The sequence below is a fragment of the Fontibacillus panacisegetis genome, from assembly GCF_900102215.1.
GTDB classification, from domain to species: domain Bacteria; phylum Bacillota; class Bacilli; order Paenibacillales; family Paenibacillaceae; genus Fontibacillus; species Fontibacillus panacisegetis.
The window spans coordinates 30,703-43,497 of record NZ_FNBG01000001.1 but is presented as its reverse complement, the minus strand read 5'-3'; the positions used below and the strand labels follow the sequence as shown (position 1 = coordinate 43,497).

12 protein-coding genes, 2 pseudogenes and 1 riboswitch are annotated in these 12,795 nt (G+C 42.5%); of the genes and pseudogenes, 12 read left to right on the top strand and 2 right to left on the bottom strand.

Features of this window, described 5'->3' with window-relative positions:
• Window positions 1-9 precede the first annotated feature (9 nt).
• The 7 genes and pseudogenes from BLS49_RS00210 to BLS49_RS25665 all read left to right on the top strand — a co-directional run.
• Window positions 10-783, top strand: coding sequence for an AraC family transcriptional regulator (locus tag BLS49_RS00210; RefSeq protein ID WP_091225725.1), 774 nt, complete (start codon window positions 10-12; stop codon window positions 781-783).
• A gap of 305 nt (window positions 784-1,088) precedes the next feature.
• Window positions 1,089-1,352: pseudogene (locus tag BLS49_RS00205) on the top strand (MarR family transcriptional regulator); the annotation flags it as partial.
• A 367-nt stretch (window positions 1,353-1,719) separates the two neighbouring features.
• Window positions 1,720-3,204 carry an aminotransferase-like domain-containing protein gene (locus tag BLS49_RS00200; protein ID WP_091225721.1) on the top strand — a complete coding sequence of 495 codons (1,485 nt, stop codon included), beginning with the start codon at window positions 1,720-1,722 and terminating at the stop codon, window positions 3,202-3,204.
• Window positions 3,205-3,239: 35 nt separating this feature from the next.
• Entirely contained in the window at window positions 3,240-4,175 is a 936-nt protein-coding gene (locus BLS49_RS00195; RefSeq protein WP_091225719.1) for a D-alanine--D-alanine ligase, read from the top strand.
• Window positions 4,168-5,352: an aminotransferase class I/II-fold pyridoxal phosphate-dependent enzyme gene (locus BLS49_RS00190; RefSeq protein WP_091225717.1), complete on the top strand. Its 1,185-nt coding sequence runs from the start codon at window positions 4,168-4,170 to the stop codon at window positions 5,350-5,352. The genes BLS49_RS00195 and BLS49_RS00190 overlap by 8 nt, the downstream gene beginning before the upstream one ends.
• A 184-nt stretch (window positions 5,353-5,536) precedes the next feature.
• A complete protein-coding gene (locus tag BLS49_RS00185; RefSeq protein WP_175471251.1) occupies window positions 5,537-6,532 on the top strand; it encodes a stalk domain-containing protein in 996 nt (331 codons plus the stop codon).
• A gap of 211 nt (window positions 6,533-6,743) precedes the next feature.
• Window positions 6,744-6,926, top strand: a pseudogene (locus tag BLS49_RS25665) (GNAT family N-acetyltransferase); the annotation flags it as partial.
• A gap of 66 nt (window positions 6,927-6,992) precedes the next feature.
• On the opposite strand, the gene BLS49_RS00175 reads toward BLS49_RS25665, so the two are convergent.
• Together BLS49_RS00175 and BLS49_RS00170 are read right to left on the bottom strand one after the other, a co-directional pair.
• Window positions 6,993-8,453 (bottom strand): metallophosphoesterase, encoded by a 1,461-nt coding sequence (locus tag BLS49_RS00175; RefSeq protein ID WP_091225714.1) that lies wholly within the window; start codon window positions 8,451-8,453, stop codon window positions 6,993-6,995.
• A gap of 65 nt (window positions 8,454-8,518) precedes the next feature.
• Window positions 8,519-8,758, bottom strand: coding sequence for a hypothetical protein (locus tag BLS49_RS00170; RefSeq protein ID WP_091225712.1), 240 nt, complete (start codon window positions 8,756-8,758; stop codon window positions 8,519-8,521).
• Between the two features lie 247 nt (window positions 8,759-9,005).
• Here BLS49_RS00170 and BLS49_RS00165 point away from each other — a divergent pair, with 247 nt between their 5' ends.
• The 5 genes from BLS49_RS00165 (at window position 9,006) to BLS49_RS24960 (ending at window position 12,768) form a co-directional block, all read left to right on the top strand.
• Window positions 9,006-9,269 (top strand): hypothetical protein, encoded by a 264-nt coding sequence (locus tag BLS49_RS00165; RefSeq protein ID WP_091225710.1) that lies wholly within the window; start codon window positions 9,006-9,008, stop codon window positions 9,267-9,269.
• Between the two features lie 758 nt (window positions 9,270-10,027).
• A complete protein-coding gene (locus BLS49_RS00160; protein WP_091225708.1) occupies window positions 10,028-11,506 on the top strand; it encodes an Lsa family ABC-F type ribosomal protection protein in 1,479 nt (492 codons plus the stop codon).
• 85 nt (window positions 11,507-11,591) lie between these two features.
• Window positions 11,592-11,690: riboswitch (guanidine-I (ykkC/yxkD leader) on the top strand.
• A gap of 94 nt (window positions 11,691-11,784) precedes the next feature.
• Window positions 11,785-12,120, top strand: a complete 336-nt coding sequence (locus tag BLS49_RS00155; protein WP_091225707.1) for a DMT family transporter — start codon at window positions 11,785-11,787, stop codon at window positions 12,118-12,120.
• Window positions 12,121-12,123: 3 nt separating this feature from the next.
• Entirely contained in the window at window positions 12,124-12,438 is a 315-nt protein-coding gene (locus BLS49_RS00150; RefSeq protein WP_091225705.1) for a DMT family transporter, read from the top strand.
• 120 nt (window positions 12,439-12,558) lie between these two features.
• Entirely contained in the window at window positions 12,559-12,768 is a 210-nt protein-coding gene (locus BLS49_RS24960) for a hypothetical protein (protein ID WP_091225703.1), read from the top strand.
• Window positions 12,769-12,795 lie beyond the last annotated feature (27 nt).

The following is a 12,795-nucleotide window of genomic DNA, read 5'->3' as shown; positions in this document are numbered from 1 at the left end:
GTGAATGGATTGAACAAATTTATATATAAAAAAAGGGCAGGTATTACCGCGTTGTCGGCAAGCATGACTGATTTCACCTATAAAAAGCACGCTCACCAGGAGTATGCCATTGGCGTTACATTGCGTGGGATTCAAGAGTATAACTTGGAGGGGAGCTTACAATTGTCCTATCAGAATGGTGTCATGCTCTTTAATCCGGAACAGGCCCATGATGGAATGGCACATGATCGGACAGGTCTGGATTATGTCATGCTTTATTTTGATCCCCAACTACTTATGGAAGTCATAGAAAAAAAGGATACTCCAAGGTTTTTAACCCCGATTGTGTATGATGCTCAGCTTGAACAACGAATAGTAAGCCTTTCCAAAGCAATATTAAGCGAAAAAGATGAGGCGTTGTGTAGTGAGTTATTCTTGTCACTCACAAATAGCCTTATTGAAACGAAGCTTTCGACTGATGATAGGAAGGAACATGTGCTGATTCACAAAGCTAAGGATATGCTTCATGCCAATCTGGAACATGTGCTTAAACTTGATGAGATCAGCAGTGAGCTTCATTTATCAAAGTTTCAGTTTATCCGATTATTCAAGGCACATACTGGAATTTCACCTTACCAATACTTTCTCAACTGCAAAATCGAACGTGCAAAGCGTTTAATCGAGAAGAATAAAGATGTTTATTCAGCAGTAAGTGCCTACGGTTTTGTTGATTTAACTCATCTAAACAAACATTTTAAAAGTGTATATGGTATAACAGCATTTGAGTATATGTCACATTTATAATGAGGGATATTGTAGTAGGGGGATATCCGGAGATTCGCATCACCGATTGGCATTGCACGCCTATTGCTGGAACAGCAGGAAAGCTCCAAAAGTCGCATATATGCGGCTTTTTTTGTTTTAACGATATTGTCCTTATTAAAAGTCTAAAATGTACGAAAAATCAATGCGAATTATTGATGCCAATTTCTGTTTATTCGACCTCTTTATCAATATTTTTATTGCAAATGCAATAAAGCTGGGTTGAATTAAATTTGTATCATTTTTTGTTGAGTTTACAACAAAATAAAAGCGCTAAGGAGTTAATTATGAAGAAAATCCTTGGTGAAATTGGAATGATCGCAAGGGCATTAGATTCTATAAGTAATATCGAATTTAAAGAATATGATCTTACAAAAGGACAGTACTTGTACATTGTACGAATATGTGAAAACCCGGGAATCATTCAAGAGAAGTTAGCTGAAATGATAAAGATAGACCGAACAACAGCTGCTCGCGCTATAAAGAAACTTGAGATTAATGGATTTATTGAAAAGAAAGAAGATACACAGAACAAAAAAATAAAAGAAGTTTGTGTAAAAGAGTAGACAGTAACTTCTCGGGTGTTCGTTAGTCGGTGTGGATGTTCTTTGGGGCGGGGAACCCCGCCCCAAAGAACAAGGAAATAGGCTACTTTTCTTCTGTCTCCCGCACTGGATATCGTGTTTCAAACATCTTTTAGGGAATCCTTTCGAAAATCAGGCGGGTATCATCAAGCTGTTGATGACATTTTCGATTTCAAAAGTCATTATCATATCTAGGCATTTGTTAACTAAAAAAGCAACTGTATGATTAACTTAGCTAAGTGAGGAAGAACCACCTAGGGATGAAAAATCCTGCGAGGTGGTTCTTTTTTTCTTTCAATTCCTATGCCATCATTATAGACGGGGGCGATGAAGAATGTTTCAGGATTTCAAGCTCGTTGATGACCGTCCGGTCGCGATACAAGTGAAAGAATATATCAAGCGATTAATTATAAAAGGTGCGCTTCAGGCGAATCAAAAGCTGCCCTCCACACGAGAAATGAGTGGTCTGCTAAAGGTGAGCCGCAATACACTCATTGCAGCCTATGAGGGCCTGGAGGATGACGGATATACGTATACGGTTCCAGGCAAAGGCAGTTATGTGGCTGCTATGCTGGAGCCTATGACATCAGATCATGGAGGAGCTGATGTCTCCGCCGCCTGGCAGATCGACTGGAAGGCAAGGATGAACGAATATGCTGTATCGGCTGTAGAGCTGGATATCATGAAGCAGGGGATTCGCGCTAAAAAAGGAGCCATCTCGTTTACAAGCATCGCTCCGGATGAGCAGCTGTTCGATCTGGGGGATGTAAAGCGTGCTTTCATGGATAGGATGGCCATCGAAGGACAGGTGCTGCTCAACTACGGCTATGCGAAAGGCTACAAGCCGCTGATCGATTACCTGATGCGTTACATGGAGAATAAAGGCGTCGATACAAGCGGCAAGGATATGCTGATCACAAGCGGATTTACGGAAGGCTTTGACATTGTATTGTCGGCACTGCGTCCTTCTGCACGCTCCGGAGCGGCAATTTGTGAAAATCCAACCCATCACACAGCAATCAAAAATTTGAAGCTGCAAGGCTTTGAAATTACTGGTATTCCAATGGAGCATGACGGTATTGATGTGGAGCAGCTTGAGGCTGTGTTGCAGAGTGGGGCAAGCCGCTTTGATCTGGCCTATTTGACCCCTTCCTATCACAATCCTACAGGGATCGTCATGTCACCGGCAAAGCGCAGCGCTGTTATGAAATTAATGATGCGCTACCAGATACCGGTCATTGAGGATGGATTTAATGAGGAGCTTCGCTACTCGGGAGCGCATATTGCCCCATTAATAGCGACCGCCGGACAGGGAAACGGAGTCATCTATATCGGCAGCCTCTCCAAGGTGCTGTTCCCTGGTTTGCGAGTGGGCTGGGTGCTTGGAGACCAAGCGCTGATCAACAACCTTGAAAGCATAAAGCGTGCGCGCAGCATTCATACATCAACAATCGACCAATCGATATTATATCAGTATTTGCTGAATGGAAATTTCGATAAATATGTAAAAAAAGCACGTATGGAATACAAACGCAAATATGAACTGACAAAAGCGTGCTGCGATGCATATCTTCCCGAGGCGAAGCTGTCAGGCGACGGGGGCTTGCATATTTTTCTTACCTTCCCCACTGGTGTGAATACCCGCCATCTGCTGGAAGCTTGCACAGAGCAGGGGGTTATTTTTACACCGGGTGACAGATTTTTTATTCAAGAAGGCGAAGGTACGAACACATTGCGACTAGGTTTTTCACGAGTAACGGATGAAAATATCGAGAAGGGTATTCGAATAATCGGTCAGCAGGTGCGCGGCTTTCTATAGGCATAAAGATAATTACAGACAAATGAGGTGTCATAATGAGGATTGGTATTATTATGGGTGGTGTTTCCTCGGAGTGGGAGGTTTCTCTACGGACAGGTCAAGAAATGATCCGTCATTTGGATCCAGATCGCTATACGGCGGTCCCCATTGTAATCAATCAGCGAGTGGATTTAATCAGACAGATACAACAGGCAGAAATTGATCTCGCGCTGTTGGCTCTGCATGGTCAATATGGCGAGGATGGCACGATACAGGGAGCGCTTGAGACACTGGGGATTCCGTATACAGGCAGCGGTATTCTGGCAAGCAGCCTGTGTATGAACAAGCGTCTGACTAAGATGCTGCTTACGGCAGCGGGCGTGAGTACGCCGACTGGCCTTTGCTGGCAGAGGATGGACGACTATGATCCGCGGGCGGTGGAACGGATAGGTTATCCGGTAATTGTCAAGCCGAATTCGGGGGGATCTAGCATCGGCATCCAGCTTGTTCATCATGAGACAGAATTACTGACGGCTGTTCAAGAGTCCTTCACTTTGGATCAAACGATCTTAATTGAGCCGTATATTCAAGGGATGGAGCTCACCTGTTCGATTATAGATGGCGAGCTGTTGCCGATAATCGGCATTCGCTCCACTCATTCGGAGTGGTTTGATTACACGGCAAAATATGAGGTAGACCGCGCTGAAGAGAAGGTGATCGAGCTGGCACCCGCCATCCATCAGCGTGTGCGCGAGGCGGCGCTTGCCAGCTATCGGCTGCTGCAGTGCAAAGTTTATGCCAGGGTCGATATGATCCTGTGTCAGGGTATCCCTTATGTACTGGAAGTCAATACCTTACCGGGAATGACTGCCGGCAGCCTGCTCCCCAAGAGCGCGGCAGCAGCAGGCATGAGCTTTACACAGCTGCTGGATCGAATTATTACCTGCTCGCTTCGCGAACGGGGACAGGAGCGGGGGGAGCAGCATGTATAGTGAAAAGATTGCAGGGCAATTTTTATCCTCGCGTGTACGGGATATCCGGCCGTCGGGAATTCGCGCTTTTTTTGAAATAAATAATGTAGGCGGCGATACAATCTCCCTTGGGGTTGGTGAGCCGGATTTCGTTACACCGGAAAAGGTACGTGAAGCTTGCATCCAGGCATTACGCGACGGGAAGACGAAGTACACCTCAAACAAGGGCTTGATGGAGCTGCGTGAGGAGCTTTCAGCATATTATGCCAGCAGCTTTGCAGTTACTTACGATCCCGAGCAGGAAATCATCGTGACGGTGGGGAGCAGTGAGGCTGTAGACCTGGCACTACGTGCAGTGATCAATCCGGGTGATGAAGTCCTAATACCTGCGCCAAGCTATATTGCGTATGAACCGATTACTCATTTGCATGGGGGTAACATTGTGGAGGTAGAAGCTAAGGATGAGGAGCAGTTCAAGCTGACCCCTCAAGCACTGCAAGCAGCGATCACACCTCATTCAAAAGTTTTGATGATTAATTATCCATGCAATCCAACCGGCACAGTTATGACCGAGCAGGATTGGCTGCCGATTGTAGAGCTCATTATCCAACATAATTTGGTAGTTATTTCGGATGAAGTTTACGCCGAGCTGACCTTCGGGAGAAAACATGTCAGTATTGCCGCATTACCGGGCATGAGGGAGCGTACAATTGTCATCAGCGGCTTTTCCAAAGCGTTCGCGATGACAGGCTGGCGGGTAGGCTATGCCTGCGGACCGGGGGAACTGATCGCCGGCATGCTGAAAATCCACCAGTACACGGCTATGTGCGCCCCTACAATTGCACAGATCGCTGCACTTGAATCCCTGCGTTATGGCATGACTGCCAAGGATGAGATGATAGCGAGCTACAATGAACGCCGCAAGCTGTTTGTAGCCGGCTTGAATGCAATTGGTCTGGCATGTCACGAGCCGGAGGGGGCTTTCTATGCCTTCCCTTCCATTGCTTCTACCGGGATGTCCTCAGAGCAATTTGCTCTTCGGCTTCTGAAGGAAGCAAAGGTCGGGGTCGTCCCGGGGCATGTATTCGGATCGGGCGGAGAGGGCTTTATTCGCTGCTCTTATGCTGCCTCGCTCGTCGATTTGGAGAAGGTGCTGGAGCGGATGGCAAGATTTATGCAGGTGACGCAGTTGGTTTGATGTAGCAAATGGAATGATTGCCAGAGTATTAGATTCCATCAATCGCTTTCATTTGTGCCTACACATTTTATTCATATATACGATTTTTTATCTGAATATAGCATTTGTCATAGATATAGAAATGGGTCTAAAGTATTATTATGAGAGTCTACAGACACAATTACATATTTTGGGAGGCCGTTTTATGAGAAGAAAAACATTTGTTTCTTTGGCTCTGATGCTCTCAGTCTTTATGCTCGTATTCACTTCAATTCCTGCAATAGCTGCAGAGGTTCCTGCTGACAAGTACACTTATTCATTGTCTGGTGAAGCAGGTAAGCAATCGAATAAAATCGAAATTGAAGAATTTGATGACAATCAACAATTCAGAGATATTCTAGCAGAGCAAAACTATAAAATTGTTCTGGTGAAAGATGGTGCTGAAATCAAATTCACACCAAAGGAAAAAATGAGTGCTTCAGTAAGTTATTATACGATAGATGGAAGCAATGGCGGTTCCTTATTCTGGGAAATAGACGGCTCAGAAGAAGCTGTAAGTGAAATTGAGGCTAATCAAACAGCAACCACAAAACTTTACAAGAGATATGGTGGCTTTACTTGTGATCTTTATTATGTATTTAGCTTTGGCAATGCTGATAAGTCCACAAAAATCATTTACCAAGTTTCAGACGGCGCATCTGCATCGACTTCGAATCCTGATGAGCCGACTACTAAACCAGTTGAACCCAAATCAGAGCCTGCTGCAAATCCACTGGTAACTGCGACTGCCAAAGCTTCAGTATCAAAGGTTTTAGTTGATGGCAAGCAAGTTTCTTTTGAAGCATATAATATTAACAACAACAACTTCTTTAAGCTTCGTGACATCGCTATGGCAGTGAACGGAACCGCAAAGGGCTTTGAAGTGGGTTGGGATGGTGAGCATAACGCCATAAGCCTGACATCGGGTGAAGCATATACCGCCCAAGGAGGAGAACTGGCAGTATCCAATAATCCAAAAGCTAAGACAGCTACATTATCAACGTCTAAGGTTTACCTTAATGATGAGGAGATAGAGATCGCCGCATATAAGATTGAAGGGAACAACTACTTCAAGCTTCGTGATATCGCACAAGCACTCGGGATATCTTTAACATTCGATTCAAAAACAAATACGATAGGCATTGATACATCAGCACAATAATTTCGTGTCTTATGAACATAAGTAATAATATATTTTATTTAATGGAGTGGCTTGTGAGTCGATTTTCGGCTTACAAGCCATTATTTATTTTTTGTTGCTTGTCATGCGATGTCTAAAAGGGATGGTGCTCCATTACTTTTTGAAGAAAGAACTGCAAAAACCCATCAAATTGCAAGACGCCCAATGCTACATCTAGTCTGTTACAACGTCGGCGGAAGCAAGGGGCAAGGGAGTTGCCACCGAGCTGATACAATATCTGTTTAATAACTTAAACTACAAAGAATTTGTATTGGAGGTGCTTGACACTAATGTGAACGCAATCCGGCTGTACAAACGGCTCGGGTTCGTATTGTTCAAGCGTAAAAAAGCGGGTTTTTCGAAAGATTGTATATGAAACGAGTCGGGGGCTAGGCAGATTGTAATTTTCAGTCTTTCGTCTAAAATCCCGCTTTGTTTACTGTTATCGCGTATTGCCGTTCAGCACCATATCAAGCGAAACATTGCTTTCATCTTGTTCCTCCACCATGCTGTTAATATAGCCTGCCATGAAGCCGCCTTGCACCTGCTCCCACAGCTTAAATCCCGGCATTGCTTTAATTTCCGGTAAATGCTCAGCAGCTGTTCCTGCGAAGTAGTAGACATTTAGCTTAGCCATGGTTTCCGCCATGGAGGCGCGATCCGCAGTGCTGAACGAGCTGTCCTCAAGCTGCTGAAGCGCTTTGCTGTAAGAAGAGGAGGCAAAGGCTTTCTCTGCATAAGATTTGAATCCGAGTAGATTGGGATCGTTACTGCCGGTTGCGGCAGCCCAGCCTTCGACGTCGACAGCTGCAGTATTATAAGTAACCCCCCGGCTCAACGGATCAAAGGTCATAACCCCATATTGATGGGGATTTACGGCAAATGCGCCGGTGGCAATATCATACACCGGAAATGCCTCATCTCCTTCTCTGTAAGCAGGGTCACGGCGGATGTCCTGCACATGAATATGACCGGAGAGCACTAAGTTGAGCCCGCCTTGACGCAGCAGCTTCATCGCTTCCTGACTGTTGTTCAGCCGAAAGCCCGATACCTGCATGGTTGTATGATCAAGCAGATTGTGATGCATAACGGTGATGATGGAGGCCTGCGATTTGGCAGCGAGCTTCACGCATTTTTCCATCCAAGCTTGCGTGGACGGCAAGATGCGTCCGTCCGTTTGGGGGAAGCCGTATTCTTCATTTTTGGCATACTGGGCGCTGTCAATCATGAGCAGCCAAAGTCCGGGAGCGGCTTGCACGAGATAGCTAAGACTGTCCTCATCTCTGGAAAGAGCCTCATCGTATCCATATTCCGCATACAGATCATCAAAATCCTCGTCCGAAAGATACTCCGCAACGATCTGCTTGTCACCGCTGAAGGATCTGGCCCACGGGTTATTCAGATCATGATTCCCTGGAATCACATAAACGGAAGTTCCCGCTTGTTCTATTCGTTTTAGCTTTTCCGCCAGCTTCTTGTGGCTGCTTGCTTCTCCGTTGTTAGTCAAATCGCCACTGAGAATAAGGAATGCTGGTTTCTTCTGCTCCACATCGTACACTAAAGCTTCCATTAATTCTTCGCTATAGGGCAGCATTTTACCGTCTCCGCCGCTGACGTAGGCATCAAAAGCTGTTCCGCCGTCCTGTAGCTCTTTGTCTAAATAGTGTGTGTCCGTCGCGACCCAAAAGGAGACGGGCTGCACGGAATCCGCGTTCACATTTACCGCGCTTGCTGAGTGAGCGGAAGGGTGGCTGTCGTTATTACAGCCACCCATAAGGATGATTGCTGCTAGCAAGGGAAGGGCGAATAGTGACTTCCTGCGCTTGCCTATATTCATAGATTGTGATATCTGCTGCATTACCATCATTGGATTTAACCTTCCTTCTGCTGCATATGTGCTCATTATTGTAGACTATTTTCGGTAGATAATGTTTATCCGAAATGTGAATGTTTCTGGTTTCATGGTGATTATCCAACGCCATCACTTTCTAACAAAGAATAAAAATTATCACGGTCTTCGTCATCAAATTTGCCAAGTATATGTACCCTAACATATTCATGTCCGCCGTACATATCAATTTCCTCACCGTACTTATTGTAAAGCGCGATCATATTGCCAGCATGATTTAACTCCATGTACCCATAGCATTTTTCTTCAGGCGCTTCACCGAAAAAGAGCGTAAATCTGATTTTGACCACTTTGTGCATGCAGATCCTCCTTAGCCGTCTTTTGTATTGGCTTTGAATTTATACAGCAACCTCCATAAAATGTCAACAGATAAAGTTTTAATAATGTGACTTGGGGAAAAGTGCACCTTTTCAGCAAATTCACGAATGGTCAGATAAGGGATGGTTTCCTTTTGATTCATTACAAATACAGCTAGTCTCCGACGCTCGCCCACACTCACTAGGGGAGATGCACATATATTGTCAATACACAGGAGGTGAGGCATGATTGGCTACATCAGTTGGTTATAAGCAGGCTCGTAAATATTTGAACAAACCTGTACGTATTAAGACAAAGACGGGAGCTGTACTGTACGGAACGATTGTAAAAGTAACGGCGAACAAATTGCATCTGAAGCTGGAGTCAGTTCACCGCAAGGGTAGCAAGGCGCATGCCACGTTTGTACCATTTATTATACCCCTCGTATTGTTCGACTTGCTGGCAATCATACTTTTGGAGAGAAGACGTAGAAGGTTAAGAAGATTGTTTTAGTGGTTGATTAACAAGTGACCTGCGAAGAAAGTAAAAATAGTCCTTGGTACATTTAAAATGCACCCTATAGAGCAGACACTTCATAAAGTCTCTCTATGGGGTATGTTTTATGAGGTGACATCGGTATTGCAAAAATGTAATACCACGCTAAAGAAATAGTAAGTCTATTAAAAGCATTAATGTGACCATTAGAAGTCAATTTGGAATTGATATAGATGCTGCTTGTGGTCAATTGTATGGAAATTATCAAAAGAGCAACAAGCAGCAACTTGAGGTGAAGTTCGTGCTGAATTGTATTCCATAAAATAATTTGTTAATATAAAAATACAATTATGAGAGGACTGATGGATGGACAATGATTAACTAATCTATATTTTAATTTGAAATGAATAACTTCAAACTTCAAAATATAGGGTTAGTCTATCCATTTTTATAAATCAGTTTACACTTTATTTGTCATGATTCTTATGACAAAAACAGAACTTATTTAATATAAGTGAAAGACTAATCCTTCCAATTACAAAATTGGGGGGATTTTTTATTCTCTCATAGTCAGGATTGATATTTATTTAATCTGTAACTTTAATCTAACAAATAAAGGAGAGAAAAAAATGAGCGATTCAGACACTATTGTTACGCATGTAATTCTCCGTATAAGTCGCTAATATCCATCAAACTTATACGGAGAATTTAAAACAGATGGATGTGCCGACTTTGTATAAATAGAAAAATGTGTGATATACAAAGGAGGAATTATTATGTCAATGATCCATGTTCAAGACTTATCTTTTTCATATCCAGCTAGCTTTGACAATATTTTTGAAGGTGTGAACTTTCAAATAGATACGGATTGGAAGCTTGGATTTATCGGTAGAAATGGACGAGGTAAAACAACATTCTTTAATCTATTATTAGGGAATTATGAGTATAGCGGGAAAATCACTGCTTCGGTAGAATTTAATTATTTCCCTTATCCAGTTTCGGATAAAAATAAGTATACCTATGAAATCCTTGAGGAAATTTGCCCACAAGCGGAAGATTGGGAATTTCTTCGTGAAATATCCTATCTAAATGTTGATGCCGAGATCATGTACCGACCATTCAACACACTTTCCAATGGAGAACAAACAAAGGTATTGCTTGCCGCACTATTTTTGAATGAAGGCCAATTTTTATTGATTGATGAGCCAACCAATCATTTAGACACCGATGGACGAAAGATTGTCTCTAATTATTTAAAGAAGAAAAAAGGGTTTATTTTAATATCACATGACAGAATCTTTTTAGATGGATGCGTTGACCATATCTTATCTATAAATAGAGCAAATATTGAAGTTCAAAGTGGCAACTATTCTTCCTGGAGGTTAAATTTTGATAGACAGCAGGAGCATGAAGAGGCAACAAATCAGCGTCTACAAAAAGACATAGGGAGATTAAAACAGTCTTCAAAGCGTTCAGCAGGCTGGTCCAATCAAGTGGAAGCCTCCAAAAATGGGACAACGAATTCGGGCTCTAAGCTGGATAAGGGTTATGTAGGACATAAAGCGGCAAAGATGATGAAGAGGGCAAAGAACCTTGAATCAAGGCAACAAAAAGCTATTGAGGAAAAGTCCAAGCTGCTCAAAAATGTGGAAAAAACCGAGTCATTAAAATTAGAGCCACTGGAAATTCAATCCAAAAAGTTGCTTGTTTTGGCTGACGTGTCTGTTAAGTACGATGACCAAATAGTGAATAAGCCAATTAGCTTTAAAGTTGAACAAGGTGACCGAGTTGTACTTGATGGAAAGAATGGAAGCGGGAAAAGCAGTATCCTTAAACTAATCTTAGGGAATCCAATACAGCATACAGGCTCAATGAATTTAGGTTCTGGCCTCATCATTTCCTATGTTGGGCAAGATACTTCTCATTTGAAGGGACAGTTATCGGACTTTATTGAAGAGCATGAGATAGATGAGCCATTATTTAAATCGATCCTGCGCAAGATGGATTTTGACCGAATTCAATTTGACAAAGATATATCGAATTATTCTGGTGGACAAAAGAAAAAGCTGCTTATAGCCAAAAGTTTATGTGAAAAAGCTCATTTATATATTTGGGATGAACCTTTAAATTTTATCGATATTTATTCGCGCATGCAGATTGAGGAGCTTATTCAACAATTTAATCCTACAATGGTTATTGTTGAGCATGATCAGGCATTTCAACAAGCAGTTGCAACAAAAACTATATATATGTAGTTTTCTAGTCAAATTTTAAAGTAAGAAAAAAATAGGCTTGAAAGTTTGAAAGGAGATGTGTATAATTCGAGAGGATAATTAAATTTTAAATGTTATCTAGGGTTCCGCGATTTTATATATCGGCTGGTCCAAGAGATAACCACAACTTGTAGTTGTGTCACGGAGGGATAAAAGCCCGGGAGATAAACTGTTGAACAGTTTATTTCTCGGGCTTTATTATTTTTTTGCTGTGCTTGATAAATACTTTATGTAGCTCAATTCAAAAGGGAGTGGAAAAAATGAACAAAACATGGTTGTCCGTTATTATTGCTGCGGTATTTGAGGTGGGGTGGGTCATTGGATTAAAACATGCTAGTGGGATTTTAGAATGGGGAGCTACCGTGATTGCCATCATTGTAAGTTTCACCTTGATGATTAGAGCTGCACGCTTTCTTCCGGTAGGGACTGTATATGCTGTTTTCGTTGGTTTAGGTACAGCAGGTACTGTTTTCGCTGATATTATATTATTTGATTCTCCTATTCAAATGAAAAAGATAGCACTCATTGCAGTGCTGTTATTGGGGGTTATTGGGCTAAAAATGTTAAGCAAAGAGAAGAAAAAGGAGGTGGGTTAACTCATGAATTGGATTTTTCTTATTTTAGCTGGAATATTTGAAATGTTTGGTGTCCTAATGATTAATAAATTGAACAAAGACCGCAACGTAACATCATTCCTCTTGTTGATTGCAGGCTTTGGATTAAGCTTTTTGTTCTTGACCTTTGCCATGAAAACCTTGCCGATGGGTACAGCATATGCTGTATGGACAGGTATAGGAGCATCCGGAGGAGCAATTCTCGGTATGATATTTTACGGTGAACCAAGGAATATTTTGAGAATTGTGTTTATTGCCATGGTGCTCGGATCCGCAGTAGGTTTGAAATTAGTTAGCTAGCAAATATTGTAGGGTTTAGAAACGGCAAAGAGTGATTTGAATGAAAAGACGATACGAAAATCCTTTTGCGGAAATAGATTGCCGTTATGTTTGAATAGTTGTTCGAAAAAGCAACTGATAATGGGCAATTTAACCAAAACGTATCTATTAAATCTGATGCTTTTTGCTACTGTACTAAATGGAATGGTCTACTTAAAGGGGATAATACCAGGTTTGGATCTAGTTGGCGTACAGTCTTATCCGGGAGTGCTGCTGATTCTGCTGATCATTGCGTTGATCACTGCGTGGAGTGCGAAGAAACACGGCTTCCCTAGAAAGCGTATTTACTAACTGGTGGCAGGCTTGGCAGGAGCAGCG

Bases quoted from the DNA above. Each gene is read 5' to 3' on its own strand.
- BLS49_RS00175 (WP_091225714.1), bottom strand. From the start codon at position 8,453: ATGAGCACATATGCAGCAGAAGGAAGGTTAAATCCAATGATGGTAATG.
- BLS49_RS00150 (WP_091225705.1), top strand. From the start codon at position 12,124: ATGAATTGGATTTTTCTTATTTTAGCTGGAATATTTGAAATGTTTGGT.
- BLS49_RS00200 (WP_091225721.1), top strand. From the start codon at position 1,720: ATGTTTCAGGATTTCAAGCTCGTTGATGACCGTCCGGTCGCGATACAA.
- BLS49_RS00185 (WP_175471251.1), top strand. From the start codon at position 5,537: ATGAGAAGAAAAACATTTGTTTCTTTGGCTCTGATGCTCTCAGTCTTT.
- BLS49_RS24960 (WP_091225703.1), top strand. From the start codon at position 12,559: ATGGGCAATTTAACCAAAACGTATCTATTAAATCTGATGCTTTTTGCT.
- BLS49_RS00190 (WP_091225717.1), top strand. From the start codon at position 4,168: ATGTATAGTGAAAAGATTGCAGGGCAATTTTTATCCTCGCGTGTACGG.
- BLS49_RS00195 (WP_091225719.1), top strand. From the start codon at position 3,240: ATGAGGATTGGTATTATTATGGGTGGTGTTTCCTCGGAGTGGGAGGTT.
- BLS49_RS00170 (WP_091225712.1), bottom strand. From the start codon at position 8,758: ATGCACAAAGTGGTCAAAATCAGATTTACGCTCTTTTTCGGTGAAGCG.
- BLS49_RS00160 (WP_091225708.1), top strand. From the start codon at position 10,028: ATGTCAATGATCCATGTTCAAGACTTATCTTTTTCATATCCAGCTAGC.
- BLS49_RS00155 (WP_091225707.1), top strand. From the start codon at position 11,785: ATGAACAAAACATGGTTGTCCGTTATTATTGCTGCGGTATTTGAGGTG.